Genomic DNA, 17,424 nt, shown 5'->3' with positions numbered 1-17,424 from the left:
GATGACACAACCAATGCCTGGGAAACCGGCCGAAGACGCTGAAAATGAACTGGATATTCGTGGGTTGTTTCGTACCTTGTGGGCTGGGAAGCTGTGGATTATTGGCATGGGACTGGCGTTTGCGTTAATCGCGCTGGCGTATACTTTTTTTGCTCGTCAGGAGTGGAGCTCGACGGCGATTACCGATCGTCCAACGGTGAATATGCTGGGGGGATATTACTCACAGCAGCAATTTTTGCGTAACCTGGATGTCCGTTCAAACATGGCTTCTGCCGACCAACCATCGGTCATGGACGAAGCCTATAAAGAGTTTGTTATGCAACTGGCCTCGTGGGATACCCGCAGAGAGTTCTGGCTGCAAACCGACTATTACAAGCAGCGGATGGTGGGCAACAGCAAAGCCGATGCGGCGTTGCTGGATGAAATGATTAATAACATCCAGTTTATCCCCGGAGACTTTACCCGCGCGGTCAATGACAGCGTGAAGCTGATTGCCGAAACCGCGCCTGACGCTAATAACCTGTTACGTCAGTATGTTGCTTTTGCCAGCCAGCGTGCAGCCAGCCATCTGAATGATGAGCTGAAAGGTGCATGGGCGGCGCGCACCATCCAGATGAAAGCACAGGTGAAGCGTCAGGAAGAGGTGGCGAAAGCCATCTACGACCGCCGGATGAACAGTATTGAACAGGCGCTGAAAATTGCAGAGCAGCATAATATTTCGCGCAGTGCGACAGATGTGCCTGCCGAGGAATTACCTGATTCAGAAATGTTCCTGCTTGGGCGTCCAATGCTCCAGGCTCGACTGGAAAATTTACAGGCCGTCGGTCCGGCCTTTGATCTCGACTATGATCAGAATCGGGCCATGTTAAACACCCTGAATGTTGGTCCAACCCTGGATCCGCGTTTTCAGACCTATCGCTATTTGCGTACGCCGGAAGAACCGGTAAAACGCGATAGCCCACGTCGTGCCTTCCTGATGATTATGTGGGGCATTGTCGGGGGGCTGATCGGGGCTGGTGTCGCATTAACCCGCCGTTGCTCGAAATAGCAACACTGCTGCGGTGAGCGCAAAGGCGCTCGCCGCTTATTCGAAGAGAATCGATGTGAAAGTACTGACTGTATTTGGTACGCGCCCGGAAGCCATCAAGATGGCGCCGTTGGTGCATGCGTTGGCAAAAGATCCTTTTTTTGAGGCTAAAGTTTGCGTCACTGCGCAGCATCGGGAGATGCTCGATCAGGTGCTGAAACTCTTTTCCATTGTACCTGACTACGATCTCAACATAATGCAGCCAGGACAGGGCCTGACAGAGATAACCTGTCGGATTCTGGAAGGGCTAAAACCAATTCTTGCCGAGTTCAAACCAGACGTCGTGCTGGTTCACGGCGATACTACGACGACGCTGGCAACCAGCCTGGCGGCGTTTTATCAGCGTATTCCTGTTGGTCACGTTGAGGCTGGTCTGCGCACGGGCGAGCTCTATTCGCCGTGGCCGGAAGAGGCTAACCGTACATTGACCGGGCATCTGGCGATGTATCACTTCTCTCCAACCGAAACTTCCCGGCAAAACTTGCTGCGTGAAAATGTTGCTGACAGCCGAATCTTCATTACCGGTAATACAGTTATTGATGCACTGTTATGGGTGCGTGACCAGGTGATGAGCAGCGATACGCTGCGTTCAGAACTGGCGGCAAATTACCCGTTTATCGACCCCAATAAAAAAATGATTCTGGTGACCGGTCACAGGCGTGAGAGCTTCGGTCGTGGCTTTGAAGAAATCTGCCATGCGCTGGCAGACATCGCCACCACGCACCAGGACATCCAGATTGTCTATCCAGTGCATCTCAACCCGAACGTCAGAGAGCCGGTCAATCGCATTCTGGGGCATGTGAAAAATGTCATTCTGATCGATCCCCAGGAGTATTTACCGTTTGTCTGGCTGATGAACCACGCCTGGCTGATTTTGACCGACTCAGGCGGTATTCAGGAAGAAGCGCCTTCGCTGGGGAAACCGGTGCTGGTGATGCGCGATACCACTGAGCGTCCGGAAGCGGTGACGGCGGGCACGGTGCGTCTGGTAGGCACGGATAAGCAGCGAATTGTCGAGGAAGTGACGCGTCTTTTAAAAGACGAAAACGAATATCAAACTATGAGCCGCGCCCATAACCCGTATGGTGATGGTCAGGCATGCTCTCGCATTCTGGAAGCGTTAAAAAATAATCGGATATCACTATGAGTTTTGCGACCATTTCTGTTATCGGACTGGGTTACATCGGACTGCCTACAGCAGCTGCGTTTGCCTCACGGCAAAAACAGGTGATTGGTGTCGATATCAACCAACACGCGGTTGATACCATCAATCGTGGCGAAATCCATATCGTCGAGCCTGATTTGGCGAGCGTAGTAAAAACTGCCGTAGAAGGCGGTTTTTTACGAGCGAGCACGACGCCAGTTGAAGCGGATGCTTGGCTGATTGCTGTACCCACGCCGTTTAAAGGCGATCATGAGCCAGATATGACCTACGTTGAATCGGCTGCTCGCTCCATTGCGCCAGTGCTGAAAAAAGGCGCGCTGGTGATCCTTGAATCTACCTCGCCGGTGGGGTCAACCGAGAAGATGGCAGAATGGTTAGCAGAGATGCGTCCGGACCTGACTTTCCCACAGCAGGTGGGCGAGCAGGCTGACGTCAATATTGCCTACTGCCCGGAACGCGTGTTGCCGGGCCAGGTGATGGTCGAACTGATTAAAAACGATCGCGTGATTGGCGGCATGACGCCGGTTTGCTCGGCGCGCGCCAGCGAACTGTACAAGATTTTCCTCGAAGGTGAGTGTGTCGTCACTAACTCGCGGACGGCGGAAATGTGTAAGCTTACCGAAAACAGCTTCCGCGATGTGAATATCGCTTTTGCTAATGAATTGTCGCTGATTTGTGCCGATCAGGGAATTAACGTCTGGGAACTGATTCGCCTGGCGAATCGTCACCCTCGCGTCAATATTCTTCAGCCTGGCCCTGGCGTGGGCGGTCACTGCATCGCTGTTGATCCGTGGTTTATTGTGGCACAGAACCCGCAGCAGGCGCGGCTTATCCGTACCGCGCGCGAAGTGAACGATCACAAACCGTTCTGGGTTATCGATCAGGTGAAAGCGGCGGTTGCCGACTGCCTTGCTGCTACCGATAAACGCGCCAGTGAACTGAAAATCGCCTGCTTTGGTCTGGCGTTTAAACCGAATATTGATGACCTGCGCGAAAGCCCGGCGATGGAAATCGCTGAACTGATCGCCCAGTGGCATAGCGGCGAAACGCTGGTTGTTGAGCCTAACATCCACCAGTTGCCGAAAAAACTGACCGGGCTTTGTACACTGGCGCAGCTTGACGAGGCGCTGGCAACGGCAGACGTGCTGGTGATGCTGGTCGATCATAGTCAGTTCAAAGTTATCAATGGCGACAATGTCCATCAGCAGTATGTCGTCGATGCCAAAGGAGTCTGGCGCTGATGAGAAAGATTCTGATAACAGGTGGTGCCGGGTTTATTGGCTCGGCGCTGGTGCGTTATATCATCAACGAAACGAGCGACGCGGTGGTAGTGGTCGATAAGCTGACCTACGCCGGAAACCTGATGTCGCTGGCACCGGTCGCGCAAAGCGAGCGCTTTGCCTTTGAGAAAGTTGATATCTGCGATCGGGCAGAACTGGCACGCGTATTCACTGAGCATCAGCCAGACTGTGTCATGCATCTGGCAGCCGAAAGCCATGTTGACCGTTCTATTGACGGCCCGGCAGCGTTTATTGAAACCAACATTGTCGGGACTTATACATTGCTTGAAGCGGCGCGGGCTTACTGGAATGCGCTAACGGAAGATAAAAAATCAGCGTTCCGTTTTCATCATATCTCTACCGACGAAGTATATGGTGACCTACACTCGACGGATGATTTCTTCACCGAAACCACGCCGTATGCGCCGAGCAGCCCCTATTCCGCTTCAAAAGCCAGCAGCGACCATCTGGTACGCGCCTGGCTGCGGACCTATGGTCTGCCGACGCTTATCACCAACTGCTCGAATAACTACGGTCCTTACCACTTTCCGGAAAAACTGATCCCGCTGATGATCCTCAACGCGCTGGCGGGTAAACCGCTGCCGGTATATGGCAACGGGCAGCAAATCCGTGACTGGCTGTATGTTGAAGATCATGCCCGCGCGCTGTATTGCGTAGCGACCACCGGGAAAGTCGGTGAAACCTATAATATTGGTGGTCACAACGAGCGTAAGAATCTCGATGTTGTGGAAACCATTTGCGAGCTGCTGGAAGAACTGGCCCCGAACAAGCCGCACGGCGTGGCGCACTATCGTGACCTGATCACCTTTGTCGCTGACCGTCCGGGGCATGATCTGCGTTATGCCATTGATGCTTCGAAAATTGCCCGTGAACTTGGCTGGCTGCCGCAGGAAACCTTTGAAAGTGGAATGCGTAAAACGGTTCAGTGGTATCTGGCTAATGAAAGCTGGTGGAAGCAGGTGCAGGACGGCAGCTATCAGGGCGAGCGTTTAGGTCTGAAAGGCTAATTTTCAGCGGAGGCAAACATGAAAGGTATTATCCTGGCGGGCGGTTCCGGTACCCGATTGCATCCGATTACGCGCGGCGTATCGAAGCAACTGTTGCCGATTTACGATAAGCCAATGATTTACTATCCGCTGTCGGTGCTGATGCTGGCCGGTATCCGCGAAATTCTCATCATCACTACGCCGGAAGATAAAGGTTATTTCCAGCGCCTGCTGGGCGATGGTAGTGAGTTCGGTATCCAGCTGGAATATGCCGAACAGCCCAGCCCGGACGGTCTGGCGCAGGCCTTTATCATCGGTGAAACCTTCCTTAATGGTGAACCTTCTTGTCTGGTGCTGGGCGATAACATCTTCTTCGGTCAGGGCTTCAGTCCGAAGCTGCGTCATGTTGCGGCGCGCACCGAAGGGGCGACGGTTTTTGGCTATCAGGTGATGGACCCGGAACGCTTTGGCGTGGTGGAGTTTGACGACAATTTCCGCGCTATCTCGCTGGAAGAAAAGCCAAAACAGCCGAAATCAAACTGGGCGGTGACCGGGCTTTATTTCTACGACAGTAAAGTCGTGGAGTACGCAAAGCTGGTGAAGCCGTCAGAGCGTGGCGAACTGGAGATTACCTCCATCAACCAGATGTACCTCGAGGCGGGCAACCTGACCGTTGAACTGCTCGGGCGCGGATTTGCCTGGCTGGACACCGGTACTCACGACAGCCTGATTGAAGCCAGTACCTTTGTACAGACGGTAGAAAAACGCCAGGGCTTTAAGATTGCCTGCCTGGAAGAGATCGCCTGGCGTAACGGCTGGCTTGATGACGAAGGCGTGAAGCGCGCCGCCAGCTCGCTGGCGAAAACCGGCTACGGCCAATATCTGCTGGAGTTACTTCGTGCCCGTCCGCGCCAGTATTGAGCCACTAACCTGGGAAAACGCCTTCTTTGGTGTTAACAGCGCCATTGTGCGCATTACGTCTGAAGCACCGCTCCTGACGCCAGACGCGTTAGCGCCGTGGTCACGGGTGCAGGCCAAAATTGCGGCATCAAATACGGGGGAACTGGATGCCCTGCAACAGCTGGGATTCTCCCTGGTAGAAGGTGAAGTTGATTTGGCGCTACCCGTGAACAATGTCAGTGATAGTGGTGCTGTAGTGGCACAAGAGACCGATATTCCCGCATTACGTCAGTTAGCCAGCGCCGCATTTGCGCAAAGCCGTTTTCGTGCGCCGTGGTATGCGCCTGACGCCAGCGGACGCTTTTATGCACAGTGGATTGAAAATGCCGTGCGCGGCACCTTTGATCATCAATGTCTGATTTTACGTGCGGTGTCCGGCGATATTCGCGGCTATGTCTCTTTACGGGAACTCAATGCGACAGATGCGCGAATTGGCCTGCTGGCTGGACGAGGTGCAGGTGCTGAGCTGATGCAAACGGCGCTAAACTGGGCGTATGCTCGCGGTAAAACAACTTTGCGGGTGGCGACCCAAATGGGCAACACCGCCGCGCTAAAACGATACATACAAAGTGGTGCGAATGTAGAAAGCACCGCGTACTGGTTATACAGGTGATCACATGATTCCATTTAACGCACCGCCGGTGGTGGGAACCGAACTCGACTATATGCAGTCGGCAATGGGTAGTGGCAAACTGTGTGGCGATGGCGGTTTTACCCGTCGCTGCCAGCAGTGGCTGGAGCAACGTTTTGGCAGCGCCAAAGTGTTACTGACGCCATCCTGCACCGCTTCGCTGGAGATGGCGGCGCTGTTGCTCGATATCCAGCCTGGCGATGAAGTGATCATGCCGAGCTACACCTTTGTCTCCACCGCCAATGCCTTTGTGCTGCGTGGCGCGAAAATCGTCTTTGTGGATGTTCGCCCGGACACCATGAACATCGACGAAACGTTGATTGAAGCAGCGATCACCGACAAAACGCGCGTTATCGTGCCGGTCCATTACGCAGGTGTGGCCTGCGAAATGGACACCATTATGGCGTTGGCGAAAAAGCATAATCTGTTTGTGGTGGAAGATGCCGCTCAGGGCGTGATGTCCACTTACAAAGGGCGTGCGCTTGGAACCATTGGTCATATTGGCTGCTTTAGCTTCCATGAAACCAAAAACTACACGGCGGGCGGTGAAGGCGGCGCGACGCTGATTAACGATAAAGCGTTGATCGAACGAGCCGAGATCATCCGTGAAAAAGGCACAAACCGCAGCCAGTTCTTCCGTGGTCAGGTCGATAAATATACCTGGCGCGATATCGGCTCCAGCTATTTGATGTCCGATCTGCAAGCTGCGTACCTGTGGGCGCAACTGGAAGCAGCGGATCGTATCAATCAGCAACGTCTGGCGCTGTGGCAAAACTACTACGATGCGTTAGCACCTCTGGCGAAAGCCGGGCGTATCGAGCTGCCGTCGATTCCCGATGGCTGCGTGCAGAACGCGCATATGTTCTACATTAAACTGCGGGATATTGATGACCGGAGCGCGTTGATTAACTTTCTGAAAGAAGCGGAAATCATGGCGGTGTTCCATTACATTCCGCTGCACGGTTGCCCTGCGGGGGAACGCTTTGGTGAGTTCCACGGTGAAGATCGCTACACCACCAAAGAGAGCGAGCGCCTGCTGCGCCTGCCGTTGTTCTACAACCTGTCGCCCGTCAATCAGCGCACGGTAATTGCGACCTTGTTGAACTACTTCTCCTGATATGTCGTTGGCAAAAGCGTCCTTGTGGACGGCGGCCAGTACACTGGTCAAGATTGGTGCCGGGTTACTGGTCGGTAAGTTGCTGGCGGTGTCATTTGGTCCGGCGGGGCTTGGGCTGGCGGCAAATTTCCGCCAGTTGATTACCGTGCTCGGCGTGCTTGCCGGGGCTGGCATCTTTAACGGCGTAACTAAATACGTTGCCCAGTACCATGATAATCCGCAACAGCTGCGCCGCGTGGTCGGCACTTCATCAGCGATGGTACTTGGCTTCTCTACGCTGATGGCGCTGGTTTTTGTGCTAGCGGCAGCCCCAATTAGCCAGGGATTGTTTGGTAATACCGACTATCAGGGGCTGGTGCGTTTAGTGGCGCTGGTGCAAATGGGGATCGCCTGGGGCAACCTGTTACTGGCGTTGATGAAAGGCTTTCGCGATGCCGCAGGTAATGCGTTATCCCTGATTGTCGGCAGCTTGATTGGCGTTCTTGCGTACTACGTCAGTTACCGTTTGGGCGGTTATGAAGGGGCGTTGCTGGGTCTGGCGCTGATTCCCGCGCTGGTGGTAATTCCTGCCGCCATCATGTTGATCAAACGTGGTGTCATCCCGTTAAGCTATCTGAAACCCAGCTGGGATAACGGTCTGGCAGGGCAGTTGAGCAAATTTACGCTCATGGCGTTGATTACGTCGGTGACCTTGCCTGTTGCTTACATCATGATGCGTAAACTGCTGGCGGCGCAGTATAGCTGGGATGAGGTGGGGATCTGGCAAGGGGTGAGCAGTATTTCCGATGCCTACCTGCAATTTATTACGGCATCGTTCAGCGTATATTTGCTGCCCACGTTGTCGCGGCTAACGGAAAAGCGCGATATCACCCGGGAAGTGGTTAAATCGCTGAAATTCGTCTTACCGGCAGTGGCGGCGGCGAGTTTTACCGTCTGGTTGCTGCGTGATTTTGCTATCTGGCTGCTGTTGTCGAATAAATTTACCGCTATGCGCGATCTCTTTGCCTGGCAGTTAGTGGGTGATGTGTTAAAAGTGGGCGCTTATGTCTTTGGTTATCTGGTGATCGCCAAAGCTTCACTGCGGTTTTATATTCTGGCGGAAGTCAGCCAGTTCACTTTATTGATGGTATTTGCCCACTGGCTAATCCCTGCGCATGGTGCACTGGGCGCGGCGCAGGCCTATATGGCAACCTATATCGTCTATTTTTCTCTTTGTTGTGGCGTGTTTTTACTCTGGCGTAGGCGGGCATGACTGTACTGATTCACGTACTGGGATCGGATATCCCTCACCATAACCGAACCGTTTTGCGGTTTTTCAATGACGCGCTGGCCGCGACGAGCGAGCACGCGCGCGAGTTTATGGTTGTTGGCAAGGACGACGGCTTAAGTGATAGCTGTCCGGCGCTTTCTGTGCAATTTTTCCCTGGGAAAAAATCGCTGGCGGAAGCGGTCATCGCGAAAGCAAAAACTAACCGTCAGCAGCGTTTTTTCTTCCACGGTCAGTTCAATCCCAAACTGTGGCTGGCTTTGCTGAGTGGTGGCATTAAGCCCAGCCAGTTTTTCTGGCATATCTGGGGGGCAGACCTGTACGAGCTTTCCAGTGGCTTGAGATATAAGCTTTTTTACCCACTACGTCGCCTGGCGCAAAAGCGAGTCGGCTGTGTATTTGCCACCCGCGGTGATTTGAGCTTTTTTGCCAAAACGCACCCAAAGGTGCGGGGCGAACTGCTGTACTTCCCGACGCGGATGGATCCTTCTCTCAATACGATGGCGAACGAGCGGCAACGTGAAGGGAAAATGACCATTCTGGTGGGGAACTCCGGCGACCGCAGCAATGAGCATATTGCTGCCTTGCGCGCCGTTCATCAGCAATTTGGCGATACGGTAAAAGTGGTGGTGCCGATGGGATATCCGCCTAATAACGAAGCGTACATCGAGGACGTTCGTCAGGCGGGGCTGGCGTTATTCAGCGAAGAAAATCTGCAAGTTCTGAGCGAAAAACTGGAATTTGACGCCTATCTGACGTTACTTCGTCAGTGCGATCTTGGTTACTTTATTTTTGCCCGCCAGCAGGGCATTGGTACGCTGTGCTTACTGATTCAGGCGGGCATTCCTTGTGTGCTTAACCGGGAAAATCCGTTCTGGCAGGATATGACGGAACAGCATTTACCGGTGCTGTTTACCACTGACGATCTCAACGAGGATATTGTGCGTGAAGCGCAGCGCCAGTTGGCGTCGGTGGATAAAAACACCATTGCCTTCTTTAGCCCGAACTATCTGCAAGGCTGGCAGCGGGCGTTGGCTATTGCCGCCGGGGAGGTTGCATGAGTCTGCTGCAATTCAGTGGCCTGTTTGTTGTCTGGCTGCTCTGCACGCTGTTTATTGCCACGCTGACCTGGTTTGAGTTTCGCCGTGTGCGTTTTAACTTCAATGTCTTCTTTTCATTGCTGTTTTTGCTCACCTTTTTCTTCGGCTTCCCACTGACCAGCGTGCTGGTATTTCGCTTTGATGTTGGTGTCGCGCCGCCAGAAATCTTGTTGCAGGCGTTGCTTTCTGCGGGCTGTTTCTACGCGGTTTACTATGTCACCTACAAAACCCGCCTACGCAAACGCGTTGCTGATGTACCGCGCCGTCCGCTGTTTACCATGAACCGCGTGGAGACCAATCTTACGTGGGTGATCCTGATGGGCATCGCGCTGGTAAGCGTCGGCATCTTCTTCATGCACAACGGCTTTTTGCTGTTCCGGCTTAACTCCTACAGTCAGATCTTCTCCAGTGAAGTCTCCGGCGTGGCGTTAAAACGCTTCTTTTACTTTTTCATCCCGGCGATGCTGGTGGTCTACTTTCTGCGCCAGGACAGCAAAGCGTGGCTGTTTTTCCTCGTCAGCACGGTCGCTTTTGGCTTGCTGACTTATATGATTGTCGGCGGCACTCGCGCCAATATCATTATCGCATTCGCTATCTTCCTGTTTATTGGCATTATTCGCGGCTGGATTTCGTTGTGGATGCTGGCGGCAGCGGGCGTGCTGGGGATTGTTGGCATGTTCTGGCTGGCGCTAAAACGCTATGGAATGAATGTGAGCGGTGATGAAGCGTTCTATACGTTTCTCTATCTCACCCGCGATACCTTTTCGCCGTGGGAGAATCTGGCATTGCTGTTGCAGAACTACGACAACATCGACTTCCAGGGTCTGGCTCCCATTGTCCGCGATTTCTATGTCTTTATCCCTTCCTGGCTGTGGCCGGGTCGCCCGAGTATGGTACTGAACTCCGCCAACTACTTTACCTGGGAAGTGCTGAATAACCACTCCGGACTGGCGATCTCGCCTACGCTTATAGGCTCACTGGTGGTGATGGGCGGCGCGTTGTTCATCCCGCTCGGGGCGATCGTGGTTGGTCTGATCATCAAATGGTTCGACTGGCTGTATGAGCTGGGCAACCGCGAGCCTAATCGCTATAAAGCTGCGATATTGCACAGTTTCTGCTTTGGGGCGATCTTCAATATGATCGTGCTGGCGCGTGAAGGGCTGGATTCGTTTGTCTCACGCGTAGTCTTTTTTATCGTGGTCTTCGGCGCATGTCTGATGATCGCAAAACTGCTGTACTGGCTTTTTGAAAGCGCCGGACTCATTCATAAACGTACAAAATCATCGCTCCGGACGCAGGTTGAAGGATAACAATGAATAACAACACCACGGCACCGACCTATACGCTGCGTGGCTTACAGTTGATCGGTTGGCGTGATATGCAGCACGCCCTCGATTATCTGTTCGCTGACGGGCAGCTTAAGCAGGGAACGCTGGTTGCCATTAATGCTGAAAAAATGCTGACCATTGAAGATAACGCCGAGGTCAGGGAGTTAATTAACGCTGCCGAATTTAAATATGCGGATGGCATCAGCGTTGTACGTTCAGTACGTAAAAAGTACCCGCAGGCGCAGGTTTCCCGCGTTGCCGGGGCCGATCTCTGGGAAGAGCTGATGGCGCGCGCAGGCAAAGAAGGGACGCCGGTATTTCTGGTGGGCGGTAAACCTGAAGTGCTGGCGCAAACTGAAGCTAAACTACGCAACCAGTGGAATGTGAATATCGTTGACAGCCAGGATGGTTATTTTAAACCCGAGCAGCGTCAGGCGCTGTTTGAACGCATTCATGCCAGCGGAGCGCAAATCGTCACCGTTGCGATGGGATCGCCAAAGCAGGAGATCTTCATGCGCGACTGCCGTCTGGTGCATCCAGATGCGCTGTATATGGGCGTTGGCGGGACCTACGATGTTTTCACCGGTCACGTAAAACGCGCACCGAAAATCTGGCAAACGCTGGGGCTGGAGTGGCTCTACCGCCTGCTTTCGCAGCCGAGCCGCATTAAGCGTCAGCTTCGTTTGCTGCGTTATTTACGCTGGCATTACACCGGCAACCTCTGATTTTCCTCTCTTTGTAAAGCGACGGAGTGGTCACTTCGTCGCCTGTCTGCTTTTTTATTACACAAAGCATTCAAATTTTTAATGCTTTATTTGCCATTTCTCCTGAATTACGAAAACATTCGCAACACTCGATGTACCCATAACGATAACCGGTAACACCGGAAAGCATGCAAACACAACACGAGGATTTATGGCAGATAACAAACCAGAGCTACAGCGTGGGCTGGAAGCTCGACATATCGAACTCATCGCCCTGGGGGGCACCATTGGCGTCGGCCTGTTTATGGGGGCCGCCAGTACCCTGAAATGGGCCGGGCCATCCGTATTGTTGGCCTATATCATCGCCGGGCTGTTCGTCTTTTTCATCATGCGTTCAATGGGCGAAATGTTGTTCCTCGAACCGGTTACCGGTTCGTTCGCCGTTTATGCGCATCGTTATATGAGCCCGTTTTTTGGCTATCTCACCGCCTGGTCTTACTGGTTTATGTGGATGGCGGTGGGGATCTCAGAAATCACCGCCATTGGCGTTTATGTCCAGTTCTGGTTCCCGGAGATGGCGCAGTGGATACCCGCATTGATCGCGGTGGCGCTGGTGGCGTTGGCGAATCTGGCTGCGGTGAGGTTGTACGGCGAAATCGAGTTCTGGTTCGCGATGATCAAAGTCACCACGATTATCGTGATGATTGTCATTGGCCTGGGCGTGATTTTCTTTGGCTTTGGCAATGGCGGGCAGTCGATTGGTTTTAGCAATCTCACAGAGCATGGCGGTTTCTTTGCGGGTGGCTGGAAAGGGTTCCTGACCGCTCTGTGTATTGTGGTGGCGTCCTACCAGGGCGTGGAGCTGATTGGCATTACAGCCGGTGAAGCGAAGAATCCGCAGGTGACGCTGCGCAGTGCCGTAGGCAAAGTGCTGTGGCGTATCCTGATTTTCTACGTAGGCGCGATTTTCGTTATCGTCACCATCTTCCCGTGGAATGAAATAGGCAGTAACGGCAGCCCGTTCGTACTGACTTTCGCCAAAATCGGCATTACCGCAGCGGCGGGCATTATCAACTTTGTGGTGCTGACGGCTGCGCTCTCTGGCTGTAACAGCGGCATGTACAGTTGCGGACGTATGCTCTATGCACTGGCGAAAAACCGTCAGTTACCGACGGCGATGGCGAAAGTTTCCCGTCACGGCGTACCGGTTGCGGGTGTGGCAGTATCTATTGCTATCCTGTTAATTGGCTCATGCCTGAACTACATCATTCCCAATCCGCAGCGTGTGTTTGTCTACGTCTACAGTGCCAGCGTGCTTCCGGGGATGGTGCCATGGTTTGTGATATTGATAAGCCAGCTGCGTTTTCGTCGTGCGCATAAAGCGGCGATTGCCAGCCATCCGTTCCGCTCAATCCTGTTCCCGTGGGCCAACTACGTAACAATGGCATTCCTGATTTGCGTTTTGATCGGCATGTACTTTAATGAAGATACGCGTATGTCGCTGTTTGTCGGCATCATCTTTATGCTGGCGGTGACGGCGATTTATAAAATTTTTGGGCTTAATCGCCACGGTAAAGCGCATAAACTGGAGGAATAAGCAGCAAAACGCACAAACCGTAACCAAACGCGCAATTTATTTAAAAAGGGACTAGACAGAGGGGTGGGAAGTCCGTATTATCCACCCCCGCAACGGCGCTAAGCGCCCGTAGCTCAGCTGGATAGAGCGCTGCCCTCCGGAGGCAGAGGTCTCAGGTTCGAATCCTGTCGGGCGCGCCATTTAGTCCCGGCGCTTGAGCTGCGGTGGTAGTAATACCGCGTAACAAGATTTGTAGTGGTGGCTATAGCTCAGTTGGTAGAGCCCTGGATTGTGATTCCAGTTGTCGTGGGTTCGAATCCCATTAGCCACCCCATTATTAGAAGTTGTGACAATGCGAAGGTGGCGGAATTGGTAGACGCGCTAGCTTCAGGTGTTAGTGTCCTTACGGACGTGGGGGTTCAAGTCCCCCCCCTCGCACCACGACTTTAAAGAATTGAACTAAAAATTCAAAAAGCAGTATTTCGGCGAGTAGCGCAGCTTGGTAGCGCAACTGGTTTGGGACCAGTGGGTCGGAGGTTCGAATCCTCTCTCGCCGACCAATTTTGAACCCCGCTTCGGCGGGGTTTTTTGTTTTCTGTGCATTTCGTCACTTTCCCTTCGCAATAAACGCCCGTAATAACTCATTGCGCCACGGTATGATTTCGCCCTTAACTTATTGAAGGATGACTTCAGGCAAGGAGCGACCATGCTGCAACAGGTTCCAACGCGTGCTTTTCATGTGATGGCGAAACCGAGCGGTTCCGATTGTAATCTGAACTGTGACTACTGTTTTTATCTCGAAAAACAATCCCTTTACCGCGAAAAGCCAGTCACGCATATGGACGATGACACGCTGGAAGCGTATGTCCGTCACTATATCGCTGCCAGCGAAACCCAAAACGAAGTGGCTTTTACCTGGCAGGGCGGCGAACCAACGTTACTCGGGCTGGATTTTTACCGCCGTGCCGTGGTGCTACAGGCGAAATATGGTGCTGGCAGGAAGATAAGTAACAGCTTCCAGACTAACGGCGTGCTGCTCGATGACGAATGGTGTGCATTTCTGGCAGAAAATCATTTTCTTGTTGGGTTATCGCTGGATGGTCCGGCTGAGATCCACAATCAATATCGCGTGACCAAAGGCGGCAGACCAACGCATAAACTGGTGATGCGTGCCCTGACGCTCCTGCAAAAACATCATGTCGACTATAACGTGCTGGTCTGCGTTAATCGCACCAGTGCGTTACAACCTTTGCAAGTCTATGATTTTCTGTGTGATGCAGGCGCTGAGTTCATCCAGTTTATTCCGGTGGTCGAGCGCCTGGCTGATGAAACGGCTGCTCATGCTGGACTTATGCTACATGCTCCCGGCGATATTCAGGGCGAACTGACGGAATGGTCGGTACGCCCCGATGAGTTCGGTGAATTTTTGGTGGCGATATTCGACCACTGGATCAAACGCGACGTCGGCAAGATTTTCGTGATGAATATCGAATGGGCGTTTGCCAATTTTGTCGGTGCGCCAGGAGCGGTTTGCCATCATCAGCCAACCTGTGGACGCTCGGTGATTGTTGAACACAACGGCGACGTTTACGCCTGCGATCACTATGTTTATCCGCAATATCGACTGGGGAATATGCTTCAGCAGACAATTGCAGAAATGGTAGATTCCCCGCAACAGCAGGTGTTTGGTGAAGATAAATTTAAGCAGTTACCGGCGCAGTGTCGCAGTTGCTACGTGTTAAAAGCGTGCTGGGGAGGCTGTCCGAAACACCGCTTTATGCTCGATGCCAGCGGCAAACCCGGGCTGAATTATTTGTGTGCCGGGTATCAGCGTTATTTCCGCCATCTACCGCCATATCTTAAAGCAATGGCTGATTTGCTGGCGCACGGTCGTCCGGCCAGCGACATTATGCAGGCGCATTTGATGGTGGTGAATAAGTAAAAAAGCGGCCATTTTGTGGCCGCCTGCGGTTGATTGCCGGATAAGGCGTTCACGCCGCATCCGGCAAGGTCAGTGTGGCCCGATGTAGCGATAGCGCCGGCTTAATCAGATTTAATCTGCGCGCGTGGTGGATATTTTTTCAGGATCTCCATATACGCATGCATTTCGGTCTGTAGCGGTACACCCATTGGGATATGGCGCACGCCGATAGAGTCGCTTTCCTGCGGATCGGTGTACAGGTTAAACACCGACGATCCCGCCGTTTGCATTACTGTGCCGGTGAATCCACCCTGATACCCGCTCTGGGTATACGCGTACGGTTGCTGGATCAGGACGTGATACTTGAACTCATCCATACGCACAGCAGAAAGTTTACCGTTGAGGAAGTAGTGCTCGGCCTTACGGTTAGACTGACCATTTGTTCCCAGGAAGAAAGATGTCTGGTCCACACCATCGATAAAGGTGGTTTTCGGTACTAAATTCGCTACTTTCGCCCCAGGATGCCCCGCCAGATCCAGCGCCGTAGGGAAGAGATCCGCCAGATCGACAATGCCGTCAGATTTACGCGGTTGGATCATGCCTTTCCAGTAAACGAAGGTTGGCACACGAACGCCGCCTTCCCATGTAGAACCTTTCGCACCGCGGAACGGCGTGCGACCGTGCGGCGGAACTTCGGCTTCCGGACCGTTATCAGAGGTGAACACAATCAGCGTGTTATCAAGCTGACCGTTTTTCTCCAGTGCTTTATACAGATTGGCGAAGATATCGTTCATCTCCACCATGCAGTCGCCGTAAGAGGTGCGCGCCGGAGAGCTACCCGCATATTTCGCATTTGGGTAGTTATCGAAGTGACAGCCGCGAGTGCCGTAGTAGAGGAAGAAAGGCTTATCGCTCTTCGCCATCTTGTCGAGGAACTTAACGCCATATTCCATCCAGCGTTGATCCAGGTCTTCCATATATTTCGGCGTAATGTCGGCAATGGCTTCCTGTTCACCGCCGCGCACGGCATGAACGTCATCTTTGCTGAACGGCAGTTTTTGGATGTATTCAGAACGATCCGGGCTCAGGGCGACTTCCGGGTTGACGTGAACATCACGCCATTCGGTATACATATCGGATACCGAGTTAAAGCCGCGGAAATCATCAAAGCCAACGTTCTGCGGCTGCGACTCTTTGTTTTCCCCCATATGCCATTTCCCGATGGCCTGAGTGACGTAGCCCTGATCGTGCAGCAACTGCGGCAGAGTGGTTAACCCTTGCAGACCGCCCGGTTGCCCGTACATTGGCGGCATCAGAATGCCGTGGTGGATGGAGTATTGTCCGGTAAGAATCGTGGCGCGGGTTGGGGAAGAACTCGGTTGAGAATACGCCGAAGTTAAAATCAGCCCCTGGCTGGCAACGGCGTCGATATCTGGTGTAGGGTTACCCACCGCCACGCCGCCGCCGTTAAAGCCAACATCCATCCAGCCCACATCATCCAGCAAGAAAACAACCACGTTCGGTTTCTTACCGGTTTTTTTCTCAAGTTCTGCCAGGTTCTGCTGGGTTTCTTTGTCTTGTGCAGGATGCTGCATCACCGGCATCATGTTGTCGGCAATAGTGGTCGCCGGTTTAACCAGATACTGGTTTGGGTGATCGTATCCGGCAAAGCCTTTGCGTGCGGTGGCGGTTGACGGGGTATCTGCTGCGTTGGCCATGAGTGGAAGAGCGGCGGCGACAGCCACAACAAGAAGTTTGGGTGAAAACGAAAATTCCATGCAAAATGCTCCGGTTTCATGTCGTCAAAATGTTGACGTAATTAAGCATTGATAATTGAGATCCCTCTCCCTGACAGGATGATTGCATAAATAATAGTGATGAAAATAAATTATTTATTTATCCAGATAATGAATTGGAAAATCAGGAGAGCGTTTTCAATCCTACCTCTGGCGCAGGTGATATGTAAGGCGGTGATGTTATATCGCGTTGATTATTGATGCTGTTTTTAATTTTAACGGCAATTAATATATATGTTATTAATTGAATGAATTTTATTATTCATTATATATATGTGTAGAATCGTGCGCAGGAGAAATATTCACTCAGGAAGTTATTACTCAGGAAGCAAAGAGGATTACAGAATTATCTCATAACAAGTGTTAAGGGATGTTATTTCCCAGTTCTCTGTGGCATAATAAACGAGTAGATGCTCATTCCATCTCTTATGTTCGCCTTAGTGCCTCATAAACTCCGGAATGACGCAGAGCCGTTTACGGTGCTT

14 protein-coding genes and 4 tRNA genes are annotated in these 17,424 nt (G+C 52.6%); 17 read left to right on the top strand and 1 reads right to left on the bottom strand.

Features of this window, described 5'->3' with window-relative positions; all coding sequences use genetic code 11:
• Position 1 precedes the first annotated feature (1 nt).
• From wzzE to ACJHX3_RS19770, 17 genes are all read left to right on the top strand, one after another.
• Entirely contained in the window at positions 2 to 1,048 is a 1,047-nt protein-coding gene (gene wzzE, locus ACJHX3_RS19850; RefSeq protein WP_001295256.1) for an ECA polysaccharide chain length modulation protein, read from the top strand.
• A gap of 55 nt (positions 1,049 to 1,103) precedes the next feature.
• On the top strand, positions 1,104 to 2,234 hold the full coding sequence (gene wecB / locus ACJHX3_RS19845; RefSeq protein WP_094308434.1) for a non-hydrolyzing UDP-N-acetylglucosamine 2-epimerase: 1,131 nt from the start codon (positions 1,104 to 1,106) through the stop codon (positions 2,232 to 2,234).
• Positions 2,231 to 3,493, top strand: a complete 1,263-nt coding sequence (gene wecC / locus ACJHX3_RS19840; protein ID WP_000006621.1) for a UDP-N-acetyl-D-mannosamine dehydrogenase — start codon at positions 2,231 to 2,233, stop codon at positions 3,491 to 3,493. The genes wecB and wecC overlap by 4 nt, the downstream gene beginning before the upstream one ends.
• Positions 3,493 to 4,560, top strand: coding sequence for a dTDP-glucose 4,6-dehydratase (gene rffG / locus ACJHX3_RS19835; protein ID WP_001226596.1), 1,068 nt, complete (start codon positions 3,493 to 3,495; stop codon positions 4,558 to 4,560). The genes wecC and rffG overlap by 1 nt, the downstream gene beginning before the upstream one ends.
• A gap of 18 nt (positions 4,561 to 4,578) precedes the next feature.
• Positions 4,579 to 5,460 carry a glucose-1-phosphate thymidylyltransferase RfbA gene (gene rfbA / locus ACJHX3_RS19830; protein WP_000676053.1) on the top strand — a complete coding sequence of 294 codons (882 nt, stop codon included), beginning with the start codon at positions 4,579 to 4,581 and terminating at the stop codon, positions 5,458 to 5,460.
• Entirely contained in the window at positions 5,438 to 6,112 is a 675-nt protein-coding gene (gene rffC / locus ACJHX3_RS19825; protein ID WP_094308436.1) for a dTDP-4-amino-4,6-dideoxy-D-galactose acyltransferase, read from the top strand. Before rfbA ends, rffC begins: the two co-directional genes overlap by 23 nt.
• Positions 6,113 to 6,116: 4 nt before the next feature.
• Positions 6,117 to 7,247: a dTDP-4-amino-4,6-dideoxygalactose transaminase gene (gene rffA, locus ACJHX3_RS19820; protein WP_000612044.1), complete on the top strand. Its 1,131-nt coding sequence runs from the start codon at positions 6,117 to 6,119 to the stop codon at positions 7,245 to 7,247.
• Between the two features lies 1 nt (position 7,248).
• The gene (gene wzxE, locus ACJHX3_RS19815) at positions 7,249 to 8,499 is read left to right on the top strand and encodes a lipid III flippase WzxE (RefSeq protein WP_000050265.1); all 1,251 of its coding nucleotides are present in this window, start codon (positions 7,249 to 7,251) and stop codon (positions 8,497 to 8,499) included.
• Positions 8,496 to 9,575, top strand: a complete 1,080-nt coding sequence (gene rffT / locus ACJHX3_RS19810) for a TDP-N-acetylfucosamine:lipid II N-acetylfucosaminyltransferase (RefSeq protein WP_000217265.1) — start codon at positions 8,496 to 8,498, stop codon at positions 9,573 to 9,575. Before wzxE ends, rffT begins: the two co-directional genes overlap by 4 nt.
• On the top strand, positions 9,572 to 10,924 hold the full coding sequence (gene wzyE, locus ACJHX3_RS19805) for an ECA oligosaccharide polymerase (RefSeq protein WP_000055129.1): 1,353 nt from the start codon (positions 9,572 to 9,574) through the stop codon (positions 10,922 to 10,924). Before rffT ends, wzyE begins: the two co-directional genes overlap by 4 nt.
• A gap of 2 nt (positions 10,925 to 10,926) precedes the next feature.
• Positions 10,927 to 11,667, top strand: a complete 741-nt coding sequence (gene wecG, locus ACJHX3_RS19800) for a lipopolysaccharide N-acetylmannosaminouronosyltransferase (protein WP_001064034.1) — start codon at positions 10,927 to 10,929, stop codon at positions 11,665 to 11,667.
• 190 nt (positions 11,668 to 11,857) lie between these two features.
• Positions 11,858 to 13,243 (top strand): bifunctional threonine/serine APC transporter ThrP, encoded by a 1,386-nt coding sequence (gene thrP, locus ACJHX3_RS19795; RefSeq protein ID WP_000774739.1) that lies wholly within the window; start codon positions 11,858 to 11,860, stop codon positions 13,241 to 13,243.
• Between the two features lie 102 nt (positions 13,244 to 13,345).
• Positions 13,346 to 13,422: transfer RNA gene (locus tag ACJHX3_RS19790), tRNA-Arg, on the top strand.
• A gap of 58 nt (positions 13,423 to 13,480) precedes the next feature.
• Positions 13,481 to 13,556: transfer RNA gene (locus ACJHX3_RS19785), tRNA-His, on the top strand.
• Positions 13,557 to 13,576: 20 nt separating this feature from the next.
• Positions 13,577 to 13,663, top strand: a tRNA-Leu gene (locus ACJHX3_RS19780).
• A gap of 42 nt (positions 13,664 to 13,705) precedes the next feature.
• A tRNA-Pro gene (locus ACJHX3_RS19775) sits at positions 13,706 to 13,782 on the top strand.
• Between the two features lie 146 nt (positions 13,783 to 13,928).
• On the top strand, positions 13,929 to 15,164 hold the full coding sequence (locus ACJHX3_RS19770) for an anaerobic sulfatase maturase (protein ID WP_000941560.1): 1,236 nt from the start codon (positions 13,929 to 13,931) through the stop codon (positions 15,162 to 15,164).
• Between the two features lie 101 nt (positions 15,165 to 15,265).
• Here the strand turns inward: ACJHX3_RS19770 and aslA are convergent, their stop codons facing one another.
• Positions 15,266 to 16,921 carry an arylsulfatase AslA gene (gene aslA / locus ACJHX3_RS19765; RefSeq protein WP_000395846.1) on the bottom strand — a complete coding sequence of 552 codons (1,656 nt, stop codon included), beginning with the start codon at positions 16,919 to 16,921 and terminating at the stop codon, positions 15,266 to 15,268.
• Positions 16,922 to 17,424: the final 503 nt, after the last annotated feature.

Origin of the sequence: Escherichia sp. WS1265, assembly GCF_046487585.1 — a bacterium.
GTDB lineage: Bacteria > Pseudomonadota > Gammaproteobacteria > Enterobacterales > Enterobacteriaceae > Escherichia > Escherichia coli.
This window is presented reverse-complemented; position numbering and strand designations above follow the sequence as displayed.